Here is a 21,442-nt window from a genome sequence, read left to right on the forward strand (position 1 = left end):
CGGTCAGTGTCGCGAACCTGGGCCTGATGGCAGCTGCGCCGATCATCGGCGCTCTTGGATGCGGCGCAGCACCAACTGAGCGAGCTCACCCACGGTGCGCAGGTCGTCGCCGTCCTCGGCGTCGAGGTCGATGTCGTAGCGGGCTTCGATCCGGAAAACCAGTGACAGCACCCGGGCCGAGTCCATACCGGCGTCCTGCAGGCCTGAATCAGCGGTGAGAGTGGTTGCAGCACAATCGGTTTCGGATTCGATGAATCCGATGATGTCCTGGGTGATCTCGGCCAGCGTCGTCGGCACCGTCATCGCCGGGTTCCACCCCATTGGATGGCGGCGGCGCCGGCGAAGTCTCCCGCATGCGCGAATCCCGCCATCATGACGATGTCGCCGGCGCCGATCTGGCCGTCGAGGACGGCGGCCTCGATGTTGACCGGGATGGCGACCGCGAACAGGTTGCCGCACTCGTGGAACGTGTCGCGGTGACGTTCGGGTGAAATTCCCAGCGCCTCATTCCAGTTGCGCAGCAGTAACCGGTTCGGCTGGTTGGTCACCAGCAGGTCGAGGTCACCGGGCTTCACTCCGACGCGGTCGCACACAGCTCGCACGACTTGCGGCACCTGTCGGTTGCCGCGGGCAAGCACCTTGATGATCTTGCCCTCGTTGAACCCAACGTAGCCCTGTCCCTCACCGGCCTCCCACCACCGTCGCGCCGGGTCGGCGGCCAAGGTCATGTCGGTGGCGTTCTCGCCGAAATAGCGGCACTCGATATCGAGCACCGGCGAGCTGTCCGACAGGGTGACCAGGCCGACAGCCGCGCCGTCACCGGGAACCGATGCCTGCGCCAGCTTGCGCACCTGGTCCTGTTCGAAGATCTTGCCCGCGGCGTTCTGGGCGACGGCGATCAGCGCGGTTCGCCCGGCACCGCTGGCCAGCAGCTGACGAGCGAGCTTGAGCATCAACACGAATGCCGCGCAGCCGCCGTTGTGCACGTCGATGATCCACTCGGGATTGATGCCCAGCCGCTTGGCGACCTCACCGCCCGCCCCGAGGATCGGCAGATCGGGCAATTGAGAGTGGGTCAGCACGACATCGACCTCGCCCAGCACATCGGGTCCGTGGCGGCTCACCAATGCCGCGACGGCACGCTCGATCATGTCGACGTTGGATTCGTCATCGGCGGCGTGGTGGCGGAAGTCCGGCGGCCGGAACATCGGGTTGTCCCGGAGGCCGTCGTTGTCACTGTATTGCGTGTACCACTCTGCGGGAACACGGTTTTCGGGCAGGTAGGTGGCGATGTCGATCAGGCTGACCGTCGGCTGGATTCCGGCCGGGCTCATGATGTCCGCATCCAGTCCGGGGTGATCGGGAGTCCGTTGCGGTGACGATACTCGGCAATGGCCTTGAGGTTCTTCAGTTCCAACTCGTGGCCCGCGCCGAACATCTCCCAGAAATCCCCCACCCAGACCGGACGTTCCGGCGGCGCGGTCTCGGGATAGGGATTGTCGTCGTAATAGGGATGGTGGCAGTTGGTCCACAGCACAACCGAACCGGGCTTGTTGAGAACCACCTGCGCATCCACCACCCGCATCAGGTAGATCATCCACAGGTGCCGACCCTGATCCCAGGCGCAGTGGTAGTCGACGGTGCGAGCCTCGCGGTTGGCGACGGTACGGGTGTAGATCTCGGTTTCGCTGCCGAGCCGGTCGTAGGCCAGCCAGAGCCCGGCTTCGTCGGTCGGAGTGAACCCGCGCAGGCTGTACGTCCACTCCTCCAGTGAGCGGGTGTCGGCGAGGTAGTCGAACAGCTCGTCGGGAGGACAGTCGATGTAATCGTTGACAGTGCAGTACTCGCCGAACACGTCGTCGTGCGGATAGACCGCGTGGATCATCTCCATCAGGACCGGGGTGGCTTTCTCCCTCGGCGACGTCTCGATGCGCATCAGCCCAGGGATCGGTTCGGTGCCAGCCCCGATGTGGTGAGTGTGGTGGGCCGTGATGTCCTCGAGTGCGGGCAGTGTCATCAGTGTTCTCTCGTATTCGCTAAAAATGCTGTGAAGGGCGGGATTTCGTCAGCGGAGCACTCGACGGCGACGACGGACGGCCCGTCGACGTCCAGTGCGGCCCGCACCGCAACCGCCAGTTCGCCGATATCGGTGACATCAAGGGACGGCAATGCGGGGAACATGGCCGCCAAGCCAGCACCGAGGCGGCTGGGGCCGAAGCGGTTGTAGCTGTAGCGGTCACCGTAAAACAGCTGCTCGCGCGTCACGCACATCGCATGGGCATGGTTGTCGAAGAGCACGAACGTGATCGGAAGCCGGTAGTGCACTGCGGTGTGAATGTCCATGCCGTGCATAAAGAATGATCCGTCGCCGGCGATGACCACCGTGCGACGTCCACGCGCGAAGGCCATTCCGATGCCGGCGCCGAAGCTGTAACCCATGCCGCCCATCCCGAGGGCCACCAGGAAGCGGCCATCACGGCGAGCCGGCAGCCAGTGGATTGCGGCGGCACCGATATTGCCTGCGTCGACAACGATATCGGTGTCCGGTGGCAGCAGTGTGTCCAGCGCGAGCATCGCAGCCCGGTAGCGCACACCCTCACCGGCGCGCACCGGTGGTGTCAGCTCCCCGGGTGTGGCCTTATCAGCGATCGGCGTGGGAGACGTAAGGCCGGCCAACGCGGCTGCGAGCAGCCTCAGCGAGGCGCGCAGGTCGTCGCTGTCGACATGTGCACTCCGGACATAGGGGACCGCCGAGCCGATCGACGCGATCGGCACCGAATCCAGCGCCGGCTCCCGTGCCATCAGCGGCAACCGGGTTCCCACCAACAGACACAGCCCGCTCTCGGCCAGCGCGATACCCACCGCCGGGTGGCCCATCACCCCCGCCACACCGAGCGGAGTCGCTTCCGTGACAACGTCTTTCGCATCGGGCACCGCGGCGATACGTGCCCCTAGCACCGCCCGCAGCGTCTCCAGTTCGGTACGGGCGTCGTCGCGGGCGACCTGATCGCCGGCGATGATCGTCACCGGACCGTCGGTGTTGCGGATCAGCTCGACCAGCGGGCCGATGTCCCCGATCCGGCGCACAGGCTGCCCGATCACCGCGCCGGCGGGTGCATCAACAAGAGCCTGCTGAATATCTTTGGGCAGCAACAACACCGCCGGGCCGCCGCGGGCCGCCGCGGCGTCAAGCGCCTGCGGCAGGGCGGTCACGATGTCGGCCGGGGTCAGTACCCGCCGGCAGAAAACCGACACGGCCGAGAACAACACGTCCGCGTCCAGCGCACCGCCCTGCCCGCTGGTGTCCTGGAACGACCCACGGCCATCAGTCGTCGTCGGCGGCTGACCGACGAGCGCCAGGACCGGAACCCGACTGGCCAATGACTCCCCCAGCCCCGGAATGGTGTTGAGGGCACCGCCGCCGGATGTCGCGATGACGATCCCGATAGCGCCCCGAGCGCGGCTGTAGGCGTCGGCCATGGCGGCTGCGGAGAACTCATGCTTGGCCACCACCGCGGTGATGTCGGGGCGAGCATGGGCGGCGTCATAGACGTCTTCGATGTTAGCGCCGTCTACACCGAACAGATGCCGGGTGCCGCGCAGGGCCAGGTGTTCGACGATGAAGTCGACTACTCGCGTGCGCCGATCCCCTGCGCCATTGTGTTCAGAGGTGACCGGCATAACGTTCGAGCACAATCGCCCCCGGCACTTGCCCAGAAACCGCGCTCGCCATGACCTCCACCTAGTCCGTCTAACTTGCACGAACCCTAATGCAGATACCGAGTTCTTCGCCGGGATTTGACGATCTGGCAGATAATCGCGCCGGGTCGTAGCGGTACTTGCCCGGACAGGCTGCCAGTTTCCTGTGCGATCGCGGGTCAATCGGAACCACAGACCCTGTCGAAAGAGGACATCACCGGACACGAAGCCTTGCTGAGCCAGTGAACTCACGACTCTTGTCGCACTCGATCCACGTCTGCGCACGTTATTGACCCTGCCGCAACCCTGGAGCGGCGGCGGCCGGCGCCGCCGAGCGTCAGCGGGCGTTGACGGCCTATTGTGGCGTGTATCACACTGAACTTCTTTTGTGAACACGCGAACTCCGCCGCTGGTAGAACGCACGTAGTCGGACCGCTGGTAAACGCACAACAACCATGCTCGAACTTTGCTGGGGGGAAGTAGTTTGCCAGCGACTAAGGAGGTGCCTGCCGTTGACCGCAGGTGTCCATGACGCGACTGCGGCGCAACCAGCGACCGAACTCGAAGACATCGATCTCGCCGACGTCGATGTCGACGCCCCCGCGAGATCGGATAATCCGGAGGCCACCGAGTCCGTTGCGGAGGTGTCGACGGGCCGCCAGGCCATCACGATCCTCAGCAGACCGCTTCGGCATGTGCTCGCCCAAACGGATTCGTCACTGCAGACGTTGGGCCGCTTCTTCGGACTGGGCGCGCAGGCGTTTGGCTTCTTGATCACGGACCTGTGCCGCCTGCGCCACCCATGGCGCGACACCATCCATCAAGCCTGGTTCATCATCAGTGTCACGGCGATCCCCGCATTGCTGGTGTCCATCCCCTTCGGGGTTATCGTGGCGGTCCAGGTCGGCAACTTCATCCAGCAGGTCGGCGCCTCGTCGGTCTCGGGTGCCGCGGGCGGTCTCGGGGTGATCCGGCAGGGCGCGCCAATGGTGGCGGCGCTGTTGCTGGGCGGAGCCGCCGGTTCGGCCGTGGCGACCGATCTCGGCGCACGCACCATCCGCGAGGAAGTCGACGCGCTGCGCGTGATGGGTGTCGATCCGGTGCAGCGCTTGGTCACCCCGCGACTGGCGGCAATTGTGTTCGTGGCACCGGTACTGTGCGCCTTCATCATCTTCATGGGGCTGGCGGCGGGCTACGCGATCAATGTCGGCTTCCAATCCGGTACACCCGGCAGCTACATCGCCTCGTTCGCGTCGTTCGCCAGCGTCGGCGATGTGGTCGTCGCCATGCTCAAGACCTGGCTCTTCGGTCTGGTCGTGATCCTGGTGGCCTGTCAGCGCGGACTGGAAGCCAAGGGCGGTGCGCGCGGGGTGGCCGACGCGGTCAACGCCTCGGTCGTCATCGGGGTAGTCGCGGTCTTCATTCTCAACCTGATCATCACGCAGGGCGTGTCGATGTCCATGCCGCTAAGGATGGGCTGATGGCCACTCCGGCCCGCTACGTGCCGGGCGTCGTACGGGTGCCGGTGTGGATCGCCGAGCGGGGCGACTCGCTGTTCCAGCGCCTCGGGCATCAGGTCAGCTTCCTGGCCGAGGTGCTCGGCACCATTCCGCACACGCTCAAGCACTACCGGCACCAGACCGGGGTCCTGCTCGTCGACGTGATGTGGGGCAACGGGTCACTGATCGTCGGTGGCGGCACCATCGGCGTGCTGGTGTTCATGGGTGCGGCGGTCGGCGGCTCGGTGGGCATCGAAGGTTATAGCGCCCTGGACATGGTCGGGATGGGCCCGCTGACCGGATTTGTCTCCGCGTATGCCAACACCCGGGAGATGGCGCCAATGATCGCCGGGATCGGCTTCGCGGCCCAGGCCGGGTGCCGGATGACCGCCGAAATCGGCGCCATGCGGATCTCCGAGGAAATCGACGCGCTAGAAGCGCTGGGGATTCGGTCGATCCCGTTCGTGGTCACCACTCGGGTGATCGCCGGGATGCTCACCATCATTCCGCTCTACGTGGTGACCCTGGCGTTGAGCTATGTGTCGTGCGCACTCGTGGTCAATGTCCTGCACGGGCAGTCCTCGGGTACCTACTACCACTATTTCGACTCGTTCATCCAGCCCTCCGACGTGGTGTTCTCGGTGCTCAAGGCGGTCATTTTCGTGACGCTGATCATCGCGATCCACGGCTACCAGGGCTATTACGCCGTCGGGGGGCCCGAAGGTGTCGGACGAGCCTCGGGTCGCGCGATCCGGGCCAGCATCGTCACCGTCGTGGCCGCCGACATGGTGCTGACACTGTTGTTCTGGGGCAACAGCCCCGGTATTCGGATTTCGGGATAGGGCATGCCAGTATCTGCTGCCGACCAAGGAGGGCGGAAGCCCAGTTCGGGTGCGTTGCGACTCCGGGGACTCCTCGCCGCGGTGGTGCTGGCTGTCGCGGGCACTGTCCTGTACCAAGTCGGCACCGGGAACTACGCCGACACGTTCACTCTGACAGTGCTGGCCGACAAGCTCGGCGAGGGTCTGACCCCAGGTGCTGAGGTCAAGTTCCGTGGCCTGACCATTGGTTCGGTCAAAACGCTGCAGTCGGCCGGTTTCAACAAGCAGAAAATCACCCTGGAGCTCGAGCCGCGCCAAGCGGCCGCTCTGGCCGCCGACACGACGGCGAATTTCACCTCCTCCAACACCTTTGGCCTGGCGGCGGTCGAACTCGTGAGCAGTGGGGCGGGCCCCCGGTTGGGCCCGAACAAGACGCTGATGGTCGACACCAATGTGAAATCGGCATCGATCACCGGGCTGCTCCGGCAGGGCCAGAAGTTCGGCCGGATCATGGACTCGCCCGATATCGACCACATCATCGGGATCGTGCGCAAGCACGCCGACCTCACCGAGCCGGTCACCCGGTCGTATTTCGACCTGGTCAAGATGCTCACCGACTCCCAGAAAGTGCCTTTCTCGCAATCGCTTTCGGTGCTCGCCTCGGTGGTCAACGGGGTCAGCGACGCCGTTCCCCTCGTGAGCCTGGCCTACGACCTGCTCAACGGAATGGAATTCCTGGCGCACCCCGACGGGGTGGACCGGATGAACGTGATCATGGACCAGTTGTCGAAACTTCTCTTCACCACCGACGGCATCTTCGCCAAGCACTTATCGTGGCTCGTCCCGCTCTTCGGCGGGGCCATGAGCGTGTTCGTGCCGTACGCCTACATGTACGGGAGCATGTCACCGGCCTACGACCGGATATCGGGTCTGCTGGACCGCACGAGTACGGCCTTTCCTATCATCAACAGCAAGGTCCGACTGAATCTCGAGCTGACTCTGGATGCCATGCCCGGACTGGCAGCAGCGCTGCCCGCCGAGGCTCCGACACCACCACCGGGTGGTGGGCGATGAGAAGCGTGACCAAATCCGTGATGTGGCTGACGATCTTCACCGCGGTCGCCGTGGTGTGCACACTGGTCGTGCTGACGGCCCTGCGCAGTCCGGTCACCGGAGCACTGTCCCGCTACACGGCGACGTTCTCCGATGTGTCAGGCCTCTACGTCGGCGACGACGTCCGCATCTCCGGGGTGCAGGTCGGCAAAGTGCAGACTATCCGGCTCGACGGGCGAGTCGCCAAGGTAGTTTTCAACGCCCAAACCGATCACCCGGTGTACACCAATACCGTTGCCGCGGTGCGGTATCAGACCCTGATTGGTCAGCGCTATGTGGAACTCGTTCAACCACCCAAGCCCGAGAACCGGCTGCCCGACGGCGGCACCCTGCCGATCGGGCAGACGATTCCGTCGTTCGACGTAGCCAAGCTGTTCAACGGATTTCAGCCGATGTTCCAGACTCTGGACCCCGCCCAGTTCAACCTGCTCGGTGAGAACCTGCTGCGGCTGATCCAGGGGGACGAGTCGGGTATCGGCCCGTTCCTTCACGACCTCGACGAAATCTCCAAACTGGCCGTCGACCGTCAGGTCCTCATCACCACGATGATCCGCAATCTCAGTGCTATCGCCCAAGATCTGGGCGGCAGGTCCGGACAGCTGTTCGCGCTCATCTCCCAGCTCAACGAAGTGCTGGCGCAATTCGGCTCCAAGGCCGAGGAATTCCGCTCCGCCCTGGACAGCGGACTTCCGGTACTACGCAACACCACCCACGTCCTGCAATATTTCGAGCGCACATTCGACGGGACGACCGGTCCGCTCTACGACCTGAGCAGCCGGATGTGGCCGCAGACCCCGACGATCATCGCGGGCCTCTCATTGGCCCCGTCATTGATCCAGGGTGTGCGGGACTGGCTGGTCGACGAACAACCGGCAACACCAGCGTTCTCCTGCTCACACGGCGAAGTCACCCTGCCAGGGATCGGCGAAGTGTCGTTCGCACAACAGAACCTGGTGGTATGCCGGTGATCGAGCGTGGGAAGCGGCTCAGCGGATGGAGCGCGAGAATCGGCGGATGGCAGGCGTCGCGAGACGAACGCGCCACCGCCAACCGTAATCGCCGAAACGGCATCATCGGCGTCGCTCTCATCATCGCCTCGCTGGCCGGCACCGCCATGGCCTACCTGAATCCGGCCGACGAGGCCAGCTTCACCGCGCATATGCCCAACTCTGCCGGTCTGCGCGCCGGCGATCAGGTCCGGGTGGCGGGCATCCCGGTCGGCAAGGTCACCAGTGTTCGGCTCGACGGCGCTCTCGTCGAGATGACGTTCGACGTCGATAATGCGGTGAAGGTGGGCTCGGACTCCACGCTGGACATCAAGCTGTTGACGCCGCTTGGCGGACACTATGTCGCGCTGGACCCCAAGGGTTCATCACCGCTGGGCCGCAACGGGATTGCACCGGAACGCGTCACGTTGCCATTCGAGGTCAACGACATCATCCAGGCCGCCACCCCGGTGGTCAAAAAGGTCGACGGTCACGTCATCCACGACACCTTCGCCGAGGTCGCCAAGGCCGCGAACAGGTATCCCGACGCGATACGCAACCTCCTGCAGTCGGCGGACACGCTGACCGAATCGATGAGCAAGTCCACCACCGACTTCCATCGCGGCCTCGACTTCGTCAACGACGGCCTGCGTGCGATGACCGCCGGGCGCGCACAGCTCATCACGCTATTCGAACAGTTCGACATTCTCGGCAAGATGTACACCTCGAAATCCGTCGATATCGTCGAATTCTTCAGCCTGATAAAGGAATTGACCCGCGTACTCGACCGGCTCACGATGTGGTATGGCAAAGATGTCATGCCGATCGCCGAGGGACTCGAAGACATCAGCGACACCCTCGCGGCCCATCCCGAACGGTGGGGTATGGCACTTGACGGCCTGGGGCAAACGCTCAACATCGTGGGACCGATGCTCAGTGGCAACGGTGTCACCTTCGACCAGCACAACCGGCTGGTCCCCGGTCAAGACCTGTGCCTGCCCAACATCATGAAGACCTGTTGATATGACCGGGGAGTCGGGTATCGGTTCGCGGCGGTCGACGCGTGTCATCGCCGTAGCGGTGGTCATCCTCGCTGTGATCGCGGTCGCGGTCGTTGTCGGCATTAAGATCCTGAGCCCCAAGATCAATCCCACCCGGTCGATGTGCGCCGAATTCACCGACGCGGTAGGACTGTATCCGGGCAACAAGGTTGCGCTGCTGGGTATCGAGGTGGGCTCGATGAACGCGATCGTCAACAAGCCCGACCACGTCGAAGTGGACTTCACCGTCCCGGCTGACTTGGTGCTGCCCGCCGATGTCGGGGCGGTCACCTACTCACAATCGATCGTCACCGATCGCCATATCGAACTGACCAAGCCCTACACCGGTGGCCCGAAGTTCACCGGTCCGGGCTGTATCAAGCTGAAATCCACCAAGACCCCGATCAGCGTCAGCGAAACATTCTCTGCCATCGGCGATCTCACCGACTCCATCCTTGGGTCCGAGCCAGGACAGGACCCCGCCAAGGCGCCCGGCGTGCAGGCCATCAACGACAGCTTGTCGGCGGCCAGCAATTCCCTCAAGGGCACCGGCCCCGGCATCAACAAGACCATGCGCAATCTGGTCACCATGCTCGCCGACCCCTACAAGGCCGATGCCGACTACCGGCAGCTCTTCGAGAACAGCGAGATCCTCACCTCTGATTTCCTCACCAACTGGGACAGCTTCGCCTCGGTCATCCGAACGCTTCCGGTCACCACCCAATTGATGGAGGGCCTGTCCGACAACTTCGGGGCGGCAATGGCGTATGTCTCGCACCTGCTGCCCACCCTAACCGAGGCGATCAACCGCTTCGGGCCGCGATTCTACGAGAAGTTGGATGCTCGGTTCGGCGGATTGCGGGACCTGCTGAACAGACATATCCCGGCGATCACCGCGATGATCAATTCCTGGCCACAGTTCAGCCACTGGATCGCCGACATCTATGAACCGTCGTGGGGCACCCACAACGTCACCTACATCCCACCGCAGGTCTCGATCGCCCCGACCCAGGCCGGTGCGATCTGCCAGGGCCTCAAGGACCGCAATGTCCCCGGCGCGGCTGCGGCGTGCGCATCAGGCACCCCGAGCGACCCGATCACCCTCGGTCTGACCAATCTTGTTCTGGGGGCGGCGCTGTCACCATGACCCGACGATCGATTCGCATTTTCTGTGCGCTGCTGGCGACGCTGGCTCTCAGTCTCACAGCGGCCTGCTCGCTGGATCCCACCCGGTTGCCGGTGCCCGGCGCGTACACCCCGCGGCACTCCTACAGCATCAAGATCGAATTCGCCAGCGTGCTCAATCTGCCGGCCCGGGCCAAGGTCGATTCCGGCGGAGTGCAGATCGGCGTGCTCGATCGCGTTCAGCTCGAGGGCACCACAGCAGTGACATATGTCGAAATAGCCGGCGATACAAAACTTCCCGTCAATACCCGCGCTGAACTTCGCCAGGCCACCCCGCTCGGCGATATCTACATCGCGCTGCTCCCGCCAGACGACACGTCTGGGCCCATCCTGCGCAACGGTGACACCATCCCGATGCGGAACACCGCACCGGCCGACAACGTCGAAGACCTCTTGCGGTCGATGTCGAATCTAGTGGCCGGCGGCGCGATCGGCACATTGCAGACCACCGTGGTCAAGGTCAACAAGGCGTTCCCGCAAGACCCCGGCGAGCTGAACCGGATGCAGCACACCGTCGCCGGCGTCCTCAATGATCTGGCCGCCAATCAGGACACCATCGATCGGATGCTCGAAGGGATGGAGAACATCACCTCCGGCTTCGCGGCCAACACGCAAGTCTTCAACCGGCTGGTCACCGAAGGCCCGGCGAAACTCCAAGGCCTGTCGGCGGTCACGATGGCGATCCTCAATGTGGTCGGCACCTCCAAGGATGTCGGCAAGCTCGGCGGTGATCTCATTAACCCGATTGCCGGTGACTTGATGCAGATCCTCTCCTACATCACGCCGATGATCCACACGATGGCGACCGCCGACACCACGATTCCGGTGATCGCCGACAAGTTCGTGGCCTTGCTCCGCTACAAGCTGCTCGGCTTCTTCGGCAACGGCGGCCCAAAATACACCATCACCGAACTCCACACCCCCACCGGGCAGGAGGGTGTCGATCCCGCGGACAAGGCCGACGCCGCGGTCCAGGCTATGCAGACGATGGGACTGGTGCCATGAAATTCAGTGCGCGCACCACACTGGCCATCCTGGTGGTCATGACACTGGCCGGCGCGGCCTACATGTCGTTCGGCGTGCTCGATATGGGCCCGACCAAACAGATCACCCGACTCACCCTGCTGCTCAACAGTTCCGGGGGCCTGATGCCTACCTCGGAAGTGACGATGCGCGGTATCAAGGTCGGCCGGGTGACTGGCATCCAGACCACCGACACCGGGCTGGCGGTGTCGATGGACGTCGACCGCAAGTATCAGGTGCCCGCCAACAGCATGGTCAGTGTCGAGAACCTGTCGGCGGCCGGCGAGCAGTACATCGACTTCCGGCCGAAACTGATTGCGCCACCGTACTTCACCGACGGGACGGTGATACCCGCCGACCGAGTCGCCCCGATCGTCACCGCCAGCGATCTGCTCACCAAGGCCAATGTCCTGTTCACGGCGCTCAACCTCGACCAGATACACGGCATCATCAATGACATGTCGGAGGCTTTCCGGGGCAACGACGAGACCATCGACTCACTGGCCGTCACCGCTGGATTGACCGCCAAGGTGATCCGTGACGACAAGGAACTGCTGGGCACATTGTTCAGCAATGTCTCCACGTTCACCACCAACCTGGGTGAGCTCCATGCCGGCGAAATCATCAGCGAGACCGGCAAAATACTGCCGAAATCGGTTCCCGCCTTCTTGCAGTTGATTCATCAGATCGAGATCCTGTCGCATACCGGGATCGGCGTCATCGGCCCCCAGGACCCTGCCGGCATCTTGGTCGCCAAGTTCGGCGATTGGCTCGACATGCTGGCCGGCCCGCTGAGTACCTTCGCCACCATCCTGCAGCCGGCGATGGCTCCCCTGCACGACATTAAGGTGGACGCCGGGCACTGGCTCGACTTCTGGGAATCGACGTTCAACGACACCGGCGGCGTGCGGGTTCAGCTCAACGTACCCGCATGGCGCCAGTGACCACGAACGACGCGATAACAAGGGAAGATCTCTCCATGACCGAGCCAACTGCCGGCGATGAAACGCAAGTCCACGACACCGAGGCCGTGAACAACGCCGGGCCCGCCGCTGACGACACTGCAGTTGCGCTCGACTCTCCCGCGCCGCAGCACTGGTCGAAGAACCGCGGGCTCTGGGTCGCAGTCGTTTTGGTGATCGTGATCCTCGGCGGAGGCGCGTTCGGGTTCATCAGATACCGCCAGGTCAACGACCAGCTCACCCAGCTGCGCCAGAGCGAGGCAGATCGTGCGGCTGCGGCACAGCTCGCCAGGGATTACGCGATGAAATCGCTGACCTACAGCTTCGAGGACCCCGACGCTTTCTTTCACGCTGTCGAAGACGGTGTGTCACAGCAGCTTAAAGACAAGTACGTCAATGCCACCGACCTACTGAAAGCGGTGATGCTGCAGGCGCAGGTCAGCTCCACCGGCGAGGTATTGGCCTCCGATCCAGTGCTCCAGCCCGACGGTTCCTACCAAGTGGTGATCTCAGCGCACCAGACCACCCGCAATCTGCAGAACCCGACGCCGAAGGTGTCGATCATCCTGCTGCGAGTCACGGTGAACAAAGTGGGCAATGCGTGGCAGGTCACCGATATCGGCCCCAAGACCGGTACCAAGGCACCCGGGGAGCAACAGATTCCGGGCGCCGGCACCCCGGCCGCTCCCCCGGTACCGGGTGCTCCGCCCGCGCCGGGCGCCGGTCCTGCGCCTGCTCCTGCCCCGGCCAAACCGGCGCCCCATCCGTGATTCGGCTGCCGCACCTCGTCGCCGTCGTGACGATGGCGGCGGGGAGCACGCTGTCCCCGACAGCCGCAGCGGATACCTCGCTACCCCCGTGCCCCCAATCGAATCCCGTGATCACCCCAACGGGGACGTCACCTCTGGTGGACTGCACCCTGCGTTCGAATGGTCTCACTTTCGCCGTCAACTACTGGAGCGTGCCCGAATTGCCCCGGCCCAGGGCGGTGAAGGTCACCGTGACCGACCGCTCGGGCGCGGTGGTGCAGACCATCGACGAGCTGCTGGAGCCCTCGACCCCAGGCGGTGCGGGACTGCAGGACGTCGACGGCGACGGCCGCGACGAGCTGATCATCCCGATCTCCCAGAATCTGCTGAACGGCGCGAACCCGAACACTCGGTTCGCGGTGTGGCGCGCCGATGGCGACAGCCAGCATTACGAACGCACCCAAATGGTCGGACAGGCCGCATATCCCAGTGGTGACGGTTATCTGGTGACCAACGCCGGCGGGCTGGCCAGCCGGGATCTCACCTTCTATCTGCCAACCGGGGCAGGGTACACGCTTGTCACGGTGTTGACGATCGAAGTCCTGGAGGCCGATCCGGCCACCAACCGGGCCTTGACTGTCAATTGCCGTGCCCACCAAGAAGATGGCCAGCACGCCGTCGACATGAGCATTCGCCAGGCCGAGGATTACTTCTGCAATTCACCGGCCGCCAGAGCCATTTGGCCTGACGCCGAACGTGTTGCGATCAAGCGTTGGGGTCTGGGCGGAAACTAGACGCTATGGGGCGCACCAGTCCCGAACCTCGACCAGCAGACCCTTGGCCTTGGCGAGATCGCTGGCCAGGCGTTCCGGGCTGGCCGGCCGGTACGGGTCGCCGTTGTCGATCTGCGAGGCCACCATGTTCGAGCGGATCCGCAGGTCGATCCCGGGTGGGCTGCTCAAGTTGTGCAGCAGACTCAGCGGCGCCCGAACCTGGGCGGCCACCCACGGCGGAGTCCCGCTCGGGGCAATCTGATTGAACACCGCCTCCAGCCGATCGGCTGCCGGCAGAAGCAGGCTGCAGTCGTCATCGCCAGCCGCGGCCACGGGCGGGGCAGCCACGCACAGTGTGGCTGCGGCAGCAGTGAGCACGACGCCCAGGATTCGGTGACGCATCGGCTCCACCTTTGCATTTCGCCGCATTACCCGGGCCGGCTTTGCGCAATTGACGCACTGTTCACCACGACGGCTGGAGCGATCCTAGATCTTCCAGCCATGAATTCGCCAACGGCCTTCGATCGCGGCACGGTGACCGATATCGCCGAAGCCAGCGGAGTGCCCGTCGAGACGATCAGCTGACCTTCGCCGGTGATGCCGTGTTCGCCCCCGGATTCGATAAGCCCTACTGGGAGAACGGGTTCGAGCACAACCCCGGGCAGGCGGCCCGGTTGGGATTACTGAGGCCGACCGCTCCTCGGCACCGGAAAATTGCTGCGCCACAATCGCTCACGTGTGGCGTGGGCGGCCGCGGCACCCTTGGCCACCGAACGGCGGTTAGTGATGTGCTGCATCGACTCAGGTGCGCGGCCGACCCACGCACTTAGCCTATCATCTGAACATCTGAACAGATACGCTGAAGTTTGAATGCCCACGAGTGAGAATGCAGAGGACACCCCATGGCCGAGTACACCCTGCCTGAGCTGGATTACGACTACGGGGCTCTGGAGCCTCATATCTCGGGGCAGATCAACGAGATTCACCACAGCAAGCATCACGCGGCCTACGTCAAAGGGGTCAATGACGCGGTTGCGAAGTTGGAAGAGGCCCGCGCCAACAACGATCACGCCGCGATTTTCCTCAACGAGAAGAACCTGGCCTTTCACCTCGGGGGCCACGTCAACCACTCGATCTGGTGGAAGAACCTCTCCCCCGCCGGCGGCGATAAGCCCGAGGGTGACCTGGCGGCTGCCATCGATGACCAGTTCGGGTCCTTCGACAGCTTTCGTGCGCAGTTCGCCGCGGCCGCCAACGGACTGCAGGGCTCCGGATGGGCTGTGCTGGGCTATGACACCCTGGGCGGGAAACTGCTGACGTTCCAGCTGTACGACCAGCAGGCGAACGTGCCGCTGGGCATCATCCCGCTGCTGCAAGTCGATATGTGGGAGCACGCCTATTACCTGCAGTACCGCAACGTCAAAGCCGACTATGTGAAGGCGTTCTGGAACGTGGTCAATTGGGCCGATGTCCAACAACGGTTTGCTGCCGCCACCACCACAACGTCCGGCCTGATCTTCTAGGCCGCACCAGGCATGCAGTGATGGCCGAGGACAAGACCAGGTGGGCGATCGACGTCATGACCGCGTGGAACCACGACGAGGGCGCGGAGTTCCTCCACCAGCGGATCGACGCCTACACAGCCGAGCCAGACGGCTGCTCCGGGTTGATCACCGGATTGGTCAACTTGTCCGGCCTGCTGCTGTCCGGCATGGAAGCCACCACCGGCAAGAGCGGCGCCGAGATCTTGCAAGCAATCGCGTCGACGATCACTCGTCAGGCCGAGCCACCCGAGACCGGATAGAGCGATGCCGCCCCCTGGGCGCTTCACCGACAGGTAGGCTGACCAGTGCAACTGGTCGACGTTCAGGTACGCGCGAACCGGATGACCCTCTACGCCAATCTGATACGACTCGTCAGCCTTGAGCCTATGCAACGAGTTGCGATCTTCGTAGGGGTAGACCGCAACCGTGTCCGCGCCCAGCTCGTAGGCGGCACGAAACGCGCGGATCGCGATCTCACCGCGGTTGGCAACCAGAACCTTAGAAAACACACGTCCCCTTCGAGCTGCGCTAGACGAGCGCGCGTTGAGGCTGGCCGGAGTATTCGGACAGCGGCCGGATCAACGCGTTTGACCCCGCCTGCTCCATGATGTGCGCGGTCCACCCGGTGATCCGACTCATCACGAACAGCGGTGTGAAGCTCGGGATGTCGAAACCCATCAGGTAATAGGCCGGGCCGGTCGGGAAATCGAGATTGGGCTTGATCTTGGTGGCGGCGAACATCGACGCTTCCAGCACGTTGTAGATGTCCATCCAGCGCTGGCCGTCGCGCGCTTCGACAACGCGGGCCAGTGCGGCCTTCATGGTGGGCACGCGGGAGTCACCGTTCTTGTAGACCCGGTGCCCGAACCCCATCACCTTGTCCTTGCGGGACAGCTTGCCGTGCAGCCATTCCGCCGCACGGTCCGCCGAGCCGATCTCGATCATGTCATGCATGACGGCCTCATTGGCGCCACCATGCAGGGATCCCTTCAAGGCTCCGATGGCCGCAGTCACCGCGCTGTAGATATCGGACCGGGTGGAGGTGACCACGCGCGCGGCGAACGTCGACGCGTTGAAGCTGTGCTCCGCGTAGAGGATCATCGACTGCTCGAATGCCTTGACGATCACCGGATCGGGCACTACGCCGAGACTCATCTGCAAAAAGTTCTCCGCGTAGCTCAGATGGCTCTGCGGTGCAATCGGTTCCAACCCACGCCGACGCCGGATATCGGCGGCGACGATCGTCGGGAGAACCGCGAACATCCGCAACGACTTGGCGTAGTTGGCGGCCTGGGTGCTGTCGTCCTCGTCGGGGTCCTCGGCACCGAGATAGCTGATGGCGGTCCGCACCACATCCATCGGATGGCAATTGTCGGGCAGCTTGGCCAGCAGGCCGAGCATGGAACGGTCGATACGCCGGGATGCACGTTCCCGTTGGGCGAAGAGCGCCAACTCCTGGTCGGTCGGCAGTTCGCCGTGCCACAGGAGATAGGCGACCTGCTCAAAGCTGCAGTGCGCGGCCAGATCCTGCACGGGGTAGCCCCGATATGTCAGGGAGTTCGTCTCGGGAACCACCTTGGAGATCGCGGTGGTGTCGACGACGACACCGGCCAGCCCCTTGTGAATGGTGGGAGTAGTCATCGTGTTACTCCTTGCAGCGCGAAATTGTAGATATCGGAGTCGAACTGGTTGTAGTCGGCGTAGCGCAGCAGTTCGTAGAGGCGGCTGCGGTGTTGCATCTGGTCGATCAGCCCTGATTGCGTTCCGGCCGAGTCGATCTCGCGCAATCCGACCTCGACGGCATGCATCGCCAGCCGCAGGGTGGTCACCGGGTAGATGACGACGTTGTAGCCGATGTCGGATAACTGGGCAGCGGTGAGCAGTTCGGACTTGCCGAACTCCGTCATATTCGCGAGCAACGGCGTGTCGACCGCGGCGCGAAACTGCTCGAAATCCAGGGGCGCGTAGAGCGCTTCGGTGAAGATCAGGTCTGCGCCGGCGTCGGCGTAGACCTTGGCCCGGTCGATGGCGGCCGGCACACCTTCGATACCAGCGGCATCGGTCCGTGCGCAGATGATGAAGTTCGGATCACGCCGCGCCGCAACAGCTGCCCGCAGTCGCTTGACCATCTCCTCGGTCGGCACCACGGCCTTGCCGTCAAGGTGCCCGCACCGTTTCGGGTTGACCTGGTCTTCGAAGTGGCAGCCGGCCAGGCCGGCGTCCTCCACCACCGTGACCGTGCGCGCGGCGCTCATCGGCTCGCCGAATCCGGTGTCGGCGTCGATCAGTGTCGGCAGGTCGGTGACCCCGGCGATCTGGGCGCCCCGGCCGGCCACCTCGGTGAGGGTGGTCAGCCCGATATCGGGTAGGCCGAGGTCGGCCGACAGCACCGCTCCCGAGACGTAGACGCCGTCGAAGCCGATCTCGGCGACGAGCTTGGCGACCAGCGGTGAGAACGCTCCGGGAAAGCGAAGCAGCCGACCAGAATCCAGTCCACGCCGGAAGCGGGCGCGCTTGTCGGCGGCCGAGGACACCGACCCGATCAGACCCGCGGTCACGAGAAAATCCCGGACGGGATGGTGGGTGCCTTGTCCAGGACCCGCGGATCGACGAGGACGTTGAGCGCGTCCAACCCGCCGGGCCGGATCCGGGCGAGGTCGCCGACAGTCGCGAGGAATCGCTTCTGCTCGGCGTCCTCGACCACACCGTCGGCCAGCTCGACGAACTTGGCGATGTATTGATCGCGTTCAAAGGGCCGCGCCCCCAACGGATGCGCGTCGGCGACCGCCAGTTCGTCGGTGATCACGTCACCGTTCTTCAGCGTGACCACGGCGCGGGCGCCGAACGCCTTCTCGGCCGGGTCGGTCGAGTGGTAGCGCCGCGTCCACTCCGGATCTTCGACGGTGGAGATCTTGTGCCAGAGGTCGATGGTGTCGGGGCGGTGTGCCCGCTCGGGTGCGTAGGACCGTTCGTGGTGCCAGCTGCCGTCCTGCAGTGCGACGGCGAAGATGTACATCACCGAGTGGTCGAGGGTCTCGCGGGATGCGTCGGGGTCGAACTTCTGCGGATCGTTGGAACCGGTGCCGATCACCACGTGGGTGTGGTGGCTGGTGTGCAACACAATCGTGGCGATCTGGTCGAGATCGCCGATGCGTTCCCGCAACCGGCGGGCGAGGTCGATCGGCGCCTGGCTCTGGTATTCGGCCGAGTGTTCCTTGGTGTAGCTGTCCAGGATGGCGCGCTTGGGATGTCCCGGCGCGGGCAACGGCACCTGGTAGGTGTGCTCGGGACCCGATAGCAGCCAGGCGATCACACCGTCTTCGCCTTCCCAGATCGGCGCGGGTGAACCCTCGCCCCGCATGGCGCGGTCGACGGCCTCGATCGCCACCTTGCCGGCGTAGGCCGGGGCGTAGGCCTTCCAGCTGGAGATCAGCCCCTTGCGCGATTGCCGGGTGGCGGTAGTCAGGTGCAGTGCCTGGCCGACCGCGTTGTAGATGGTCTCCGGGTCGAGTCGCAGCATGGTGCCCAGCCCGGCGGCCACCGCCGGCCCCAGATGCGCGACGTGGTCGATCTTGTGCTCGTGCAAGCAGATTCCCTTGACCAGGTCGATCTGCACCTCGTAGGCGGTCGCGATACCGCGGATCAGGTCAGCACCGCGGACGTCGAAATGCTGCGCGACGGCGACCAGTGCCGGGATGTTGTCCCCAGGGTGCGAATACTCGGCGGCCAGAAACGTGTCGTGGAAATCCAGTTCGCGCACGGCGACGCCGTTGGCCCAGGCGGCCCACTCGGGCGACACGCTGCCGGGAACACCGAACACCTTGGCTCCGTTACGGGCGCAGCGATGTGCCAGCGCCTGCTCGCGGGCGACCGTGACCGGGCGCCGGATCACCGAGGCCGCCGACACCGCGGCATTGTCGATGATGCGATTGATGACCATCGCCTCGGTTTCCGGCGGGACGGCCACCGGATCGGCGGCCAGTTCGGCGATCTTCCACGCGAGGTGTTCGGAACGCGGAAACTCCTCCGCGCTGCGCCGGGTACGGACGTCGTGAATCTGCAAGCTCGACATGATTCGCACAGTACGCAGCCGGGTCGACACCCAACACCCACTGTAAGTGCGTACTTTTGCGTCCTTTTCAGGGCGATTTTGCGAATGTTGCGAATGCCGTGGGTTGTAGGCTGCTGGCGTGGTTGGGGTGCCGTCTAGGACCTTCGCCGGCGCGCGTTTGCGCCGCCTGCGGGAGGAGCACGGCCTTACTCAGGTCGCGCTGGCCAGAGCACTGGATCTGTCGACGAGCTACGTCAATCAGCTCGAGAACGACCAGCGGCCGATCACCGTGCCGGTGCTGCTGACACTGACCGAGCGGTTCAATCTCCCCGCCCATTTCTTCGCCACCGACTCCGATGCCCGGCTCGTGGCCGACCTACGGGAAAGCCTCGCTGAAAGCCAGGCGACCACGACGCAGATCGAGGAGCTTGCGGCCCGCATGCCCGATGTCGGGCAAGCCATCGTCAGCCTGCACCGCCGGATGGTCAACGCGACCGCCGAAGTGGAAGCGCTGCGTAGTCGAGCCAGCGTCGATATCCCCGACGACCCGGAACGGCCGATGCCCTTCGAAGAGGTCCGCGACTTCTTCTACGACCGCAAGAACTATGTCGACGAACTCGACCGGGCAGCAGAGGAACTATTCGACGCCTACCAACTGCGGGTGGGTGAGCTGGATGTGCAGCTGATCCGAGTGCTCGCCGAGGATCTCGGTATCACCGCTGTGCTGGACGACGGAAAGACACTGGGCCCCAATGTCAAACGCCGGTATCGACCAGACACCGCCATCCTGCACATCGCGCGATGGCTACACCCGGGCCAGCGGGCGTTCCAGATGGCCACCCAGCTAGCGCTGCTGACCCAGGCCGACGCCTTCGACGCCATCCTGGCCACCGACGATCAACTCACACCCGAGGCCCGCGAGGTAGCCCGCATCGGGCTGGCGAACTATTTCGCAGGAGCTCTGCTTTTGCCCTACCGCCGGTTCCTGCAGTCCGCCAACGAACTTCGCTATGACATCGACCAGCTGGCCCGCCGCTTCGAGGTCGGTTTCGAAACCGTCTGCCACCGGCTTTCTACGTTGCAGCGCCCGGACGCGCGCGGTGTGCCGTTCATCTTCGTCCGCGCCGATGCCGCAGGCAACATCTCGAAGCGGCAGTCCGCCACGGCCTTCCACTTCTCCCGCGTCGGTGGCAGCTGTCCGCTGTGGGTGGTGCACCATGCGTTCAACCGGCCCGGCGAGTTCAGCACCCAGGTAGCGCAGATGCCTGACGGCCGGTCGTACTTCTGGATCGCCCGCACCACCGACTCACCGCCGAGCCGCTATCTCGGGCAGCGCAAGACGTTCGCCGTCGGGCTCGGCTGCGAGCTCAATCATGCTGACAAGCTGATCTATTCCGCGGGTGTGGATCTGGCTGACGCCGAGACCAGTGTCGCGATCGGCGCGGGCTGCAAGGTCTGCGATCGGCCTGCGTGCGCACAACGCGCGTTTCCCTACATCGGCCGGCCGGTGCACATCGATCCGCACGCCAGCACCGATCAGCCCTACCCGTCGGCGGCGACCAGCTGAGCTACAGTCAGGGTCGCGTGTAGCGGCAGGAATCCGGTGCGAGTCCGCAACGGTCGCGCCACTGTGCCACACGCACTCGTTATCCACATTTTGGGGACGCGAAATCCCCGGAGTGAGTCGTCGGCATGGCCGCACATACAGCACATCATGAACGAGAAAGCCGAGTGGACTCGTCAGGCTATCGATGTCATGACGGCGTGGTCGGCAAGCGGCTGCGACTCCCGATTCGCCGCCAATCGCGTCGCAGCATATGCCGGCGAAGAACCGGCCGGGGCAATGAAACTCACCGTCGATGAAGCCGAGCATCCGCGGCACCTTGCCGAGCGGATCATTGTTATCGCCGGACGGATGCAGTGAACCCTGCACAGCCTTATAGCCATCCATATTGAGCCGCGCCGCCATCAGTTGCGACCCCAGCGCGGTGAGCTCG

General features: G+C 64.2%; 22 protein-coding genes and 1 pseudogene. 14 read left to right on the forward strand and 9 right to left on the reverse strand.

What is annotated here, in order from left to right:
• Positions 1-42: 42 nt before the first annotated feature.
• Genes G6N13_RS01285 through G6N13_RS01300 form a run of 4 tightly spaced genes read right to left on the reverse strand, consistent with a single transcriptional unit; the run spans position 43 to position 3,681 of the window.
• On the reverse strand, positions 43-303 hold the full coding sequence (locus G6N13_RS01285; RefSeq protein ID WP_163694485.1) for an acyl carrier protein: 261 nt from the start codon (positions 301-303) through the stop codon (positions 43-45).
• The gene (locus G6N13_RS01290; RefSeq protein ID WP_163694486.1) at positions 300-1,334 is read right to left on the reverse strand and encodes a 3-oxoacyl-ACP synthase III family protein; all 1,035 of its coding nucleotides are present in this window, start codon (positions 1,332-1,334) and stop codon (positions 300-302) included. The genes G6N13_RS01285 and G6N13_RS01290 overlap by 4 nt, the downstream gene beginning before the upstream one ends.
• Positions 1,331-2,017, reverse strand: coding sequence for a DUF8713 domain-containing protein (locus tag G6N13_RS01295; protein ID WP_163694487.1), 687 nt, complete (start codon positions 2,015-2,017; stop codon positions 1,331-1,333). Before G6N13_RS01295 ends, G6N13_RS01290 begins: the two co-directional genes overlap by 4 nt.
• A complete protein-coding gene (locus tag G6N13_RS01300) occupies positions 2,017-3,681 on the reverse strand; it encodes a thiamine pyrophosphate-binding protein (RefSeq protein WP_163694488.1) in 1,665 nt (554 codons plus the stop codon). The genes G6N13_RS01295 and G6N13_RS01300 overlap by 1 nt, the downstream gene beginning before the upstream one ends.
• 530 nt (positions 3,682-4,211) lie before the next feature.
• On the opposite strand from G6N13_RS01300, the gene G6N13_RS01305 reads away from it, so the two are divergent.
• Genes G6N13_RS01305 through G6N13_RS01350 form a run of 10 tightly spaced genes read left to right on the forward strand, consistent with a single transcriptional unit; the run spans position 4,212 to position 13,871 of the window.
• Positions 4,212-5,180: an MlaE family ABC transporter permease gene (locus tag G6N13_RS01305; RefSeq protein ID WP_163694489.1), complete on the forward strand. Its 969-nt coding sequence runs from the start codon at positions 4,212-4,214 to the stop codon at positions 5,178-5,180.
• Positions 5,180-6,040 (forward strand): MlaE family ABC transporter permease, encoded by an 861-nt coding sequence (locus G6N13_RS01310; protein WP_163694490.1) that lies wholly within the window; start codon positions 5,180-5,182, stop codon positions 6,038-6,040. The genes G6N13_RS01305 and G6N13_RS01310 overlap by 1 nt, the downstream gene beginning before the upstream one ends.
• Before the next feature lie 3 nt (positions 6,041-6,043).
• Positions 6,044-7,093, forward strand: a complete 1,050-nt coding sequence (locus G6N13_RS01315) for an MlaD family protein (RefSeq protein WP_163694491.1) — start codon at positions 6,044-6,046, stop codon at positions 7,091-7,093.
• Entirely contained in the window at positions 7,090-8,100 is a 1,011-nt protein-coding gene (locus G6N13_RS01320; RefSeq protein ID WP_163694492.1) for an MlaD family protein, read from the forward strand. Before G6N13_RS01315 ends, G6N13_RS01320 begins: the two co-directional genes overlap by 4 nt.
• Positions 8,091-9,140, forward strand: a complete 1,050-nt coding sequence (locus G6N13_RS01325) for an MlaD family protein (RefSeq protein WP_163694493.1) — start codon at positions 8,091-8,093, stop codon at positions 9,138-9,140. The genes G6N13_RS01320 and G6N13_RS01325 overlap by 10 nt, the downstream gene beginning before the upstream one ends.
• A 1-nt stretch (position 9,141) precedes the next feature.
• Complete coding sequence (locus G6N13_RS01330; protein ID WP_163694494.1) at positions 9,142-10,305, forward strand: MlaD family protein; 1,164 nt, start codon at positions 9,142-9,144, stop codon at positions 10,303-10,305.
• Complete coding sequence (locus G6N13_RS01335; protein ID WP_163694495.1) at positions 10,302-11,348, forward strand: MlaD family protein; 1,047 nt, start codon at positions 10,302-10,304, stop codon at positions 11,346-11,348. Before G6N13_RS01330 ends, G6N13_RS01335 begins: the two co-directional genes overlap by 4 nt.
• Positions 11,345-12,310: an MlaD family protein gene (locus G6N13_RS01340; RefSeq protein WP_163694496.1), complete on the forward strand. Its 966-nt coding sequence runs from the start codon at positions 11,345-11,347 to the stop codon at positions 12,308-12,310. Before G6N13_RS01335 ends, G6N13_RS01340 begins: the two co-directional genes overlap by 4 nt.
• Before the next feature lie 35 nt (positions 12,311-12,345).
• Positions 12,346-13,098 (forward strand): hypothetical protein, encoded by a 753-nt coding sequence (locus tag G6N13_RS01345; protein WP_163694497.1) that lies wholly within the window; start codon positions 12,346-12,348, stop codon positions 13,096-13,098.
• 32 nt (positions 13,099-13,130) lie between these two features.
• Positions 13,131-13,871, forward strand: a complete 741-nt coding sequence (locus tag G6N13_RS01350) for a hypothetical protein (protein WP_163701506.1) — start codon at positions 13,131-13,133, stop codon at positions 13,869-13,871.
• A gap of 3 nt (positions 13,872-13,874) precedes the next feature.
• On the opposite strand, the gene G6N13_RS01355 is transcribed toward G6N13_RS01350, so the two are convergent.
• Positions 13,875-14,252, reverse strand: coding sequence for a hypothetical protein (locus tag G6N13_RS01355; protein WP_163694498.1), 378 nt, complete (start codon positions 14,250-14,252; stop codon positions 13,875-13,877).
• A 500-nt stretch (positions 14,253-14,752) separates the two neighbouring features.
• On the opposite strand from G6N13_RS01355, the gene G6N13_RS01365 reads away from it, so the two are divergent.
• A complete protein-coding gene (locus G6N13_RS01365; protein WP_163694499.1) occupies positions 14,753-15,373 on the forward strand; it encodes a superoxide dismutase in 621 nt (206 codons plus the stop codon).
• A gap of 20 nt (positions 15,374-15,393) precedes the next feature.
• Positions 15,394-15,654, forward strand: coding sequence for a hypothetical protein (locus G6N13_RS01370; protein WP_163694500.1), 261 nt, complete (start codon positions 15,394-15,396; stop codon positions 15,652-15,654).
• A gap of 53 nt (positions 15,655-15,707) precedes the next feature.
• Here G6N13_RS01370 and G6N13_RS01375 read toward each other — a convergent pair.
• The 4 genes and pseudogenes from G6N13_RS01375 to prpD form a co-directional block, all read right to left on the reverse strand.
• Positions 15,708-15,903: pseudogene (locus G6N13_RS01375) on the reverse strand (biotin carboxylase N-terminal domain-containing protein); the annotation flags it as partial.
• Between the two features lie 19 nt (positions 15,904-15,922).
• On the reverse strand, positions 15,923-17,035 hold the full coding sequence (locus G6N13_RS01380) for a bifunctional 2-methylcitrate synthase/citrate synthase (RefSeq protein ID WP_163694501.1): 1,113 nt from the start codon (positions 17,033-17,035) through the stop codon (positions 15,923-15,925).
• Positions 17,032-17,952: a methylisocitrate lyase gene (prpB, locus tag G6N13_RS01385; protein WP_163694502.1), complete on the reverse strand. Its 921-nt coding sequence runs from the start codon at positions 17,950-17,952 to the stop codon at positions 17,032-17,034. The genes G6N13_RS01380 and prpB overlap by 4 nt, the downstream gene beginning before the upstream one ends.
• On the reverse strand, positions 17,949-19,457 hold the full coding sequence (prpD, locus tag G6N13_RS01390) for a 2-methylcitrate dehydratase PrpD (protein WP_179965127.1): 1,509 nt from the start codon (positions 19,455-19,457) through the stop codon (positions 17,949-17,951). The genes prpB and prpD overlap by 4 nt, the downstream gene beginning before the upstream one ends.
• A 127-nt stretch (positions 19,458-19,584) precedes the next feature.
• Here prpD and G6N13_RS01395 point away from each other — a divergent pair, with 127 nt between their 5' ends.
• The gene (locus G6N13_RS01395; protein WP_163694503.1) at positions 19,585-21,012 is read left to right on the forward strand and encodes a short-chain fatty acyl-CoA regulator family protein; all 1,428 of its coding nucleotides are present in this window, start codon (positions 19,585-19,587) and stop codon (positions 21,010-21,012) included.
• Between the two features lie 147 nt (positions 21,013-21,159).
• Positions 21,160-21,369, forward strand: a complete 210-nt coding sequence (locus G6N13_RS01400) for a hypothetical protein (RefSeq protein ID WP_163694504.1) — start codon at positions 21,160-21,162, stop codon at positions 21,367-21,369.
• Positions 21,370-21,442 lie beyond the last annotated feature (73 nt).

This window comes from Mycolicibacterium sarraceniae (assembly GCF_010731875.1).
Classification (GTDB): Bacteria; Actinomycetota; Actinomycetes; order Mycobacteriales; family Mycobacteriaceae; genus Mycobacterium; species Mycobacterium sarraceniae.

Coding starts and splice junctions, on each gene's coding strand:
- G6N13_RS01340 (WP_163694496.1), top strand. CDS start 11,345: ATGAAATTCAGTGCGCGCACCACACTGGCCATCCTGGTGGTCATGACA.
- G6N13_RS01325 (WP_163694493.1), top strand. CDS start 8,091: ATGCCGGTGATCGAGCGTGGGAAGCGGCTCAGCGGATGGAGCGCGAGA.
- G6N13_RS01335 (WP_163694495.1), top strand. CDS start 10,302: ATGACCCGACGATCGATTCGCATTTTCTGTGCGCTGCTGGCGACGCTG.
- G6N13_RS01315 (WP_163694491.1), top strand. CDS start 6,044: ATGCCAGTATCTGCTGCCGACCAAGGAGGGCGGAAGCCCAGTTCGGGT.
- G6N13_RS01365 (WP_163694499.1), top strand. CDS start 14,753: ATGGCCGAGTACACCCTGCCTGAGCTGGATTACGACTACGGGGCTCTG.
- G6N13_RS01295 (WP_163694487.1), bottom strand. CDS start 2,017: ATGACACTGCCCGCACTCGAGGACATCACGGCCCACCACACTCACCAC.
- G6N13_RS01330 (WP_163694494.1), top strand. CDS start 9,142: ATGACCGGGGAGTCGGGTATCGGTTCGCGGCGGTCGACGCGTGTCATC.
- G6N13_RS01320 (WP_163694492.1), top strand. CDS start 7,090: ATGAGAAGCGTGACCAAATCCGTGATGTGGCTGACGATCTTCACCGCG.
- G6N13_RS01400 (WP_163694504.1), top strand. CDS start 21,160: ATGAACGAGAAAGCCGAGTGGACTCGTCAGGCTATCGATGTCATGACG.
- G6N13_RS01370 (WP_163694500.1), top strand. CDS start 15,394: ATGGCCGAGGACAAGACCAGGTGGGCGATCGACGTCATGACCGCGTGG.
- G6N13_RS01350 (WP_163701506.1), top strand. CDS start 13,131: ATGGCGGCGGGGAGCACGCTGTCCCCGACAGCCGCAGCGGATACCTCG.
- G6N13_RS01310 (WP_163694490.1), top strand. CDS start 5,180: ATGGCCACTCCGGCCCGCTACGTGCCGGGCGTCGTACGGGTGCCGGTG.
- G6N13_RS01300 (WP_163694488.1), bottom strand. CDS start 3,681: ATGCCGGTCACCTCTGAACACAATGGCGCAGGGGATCGGCGCACGCGA.
- G6N13_RS01345 (WP_163694497.1), top strand. CDS start 12,346: ATGACCGAGCCAACTGCCGGCGATGAAACGCAAGTCCACGACACCGAG.
- G6N13_RS01380 (WP_163694501.1), bottom strand. CDS start 17,035: ATGACTACTCCCACCATTCACAAGGGGCTGGCCGGTGTCGTCGTCGAC.
- G6N13_RS01290 (WP_163694486.1), bottom strand. CDS start 1,334: ATGAGCCCGGCCGGAATCCAGCCGACGGTCAGCCTGATCGACATCGCC.
- G6N13_RS01355 (WP_163694498.1), bottom strand. CDS start 14,252: ATGCGTCACCGAATCCTGGGCGTCGTGCTCACTGCTGCCGCAGCCACA.
- G6N13_RS01285 (WP_163694485.1), bottom strand. CDS start 303: ATGACGGTGCCGACGACGCTGGCCGAGATCACCCAGGACATCATCGGA.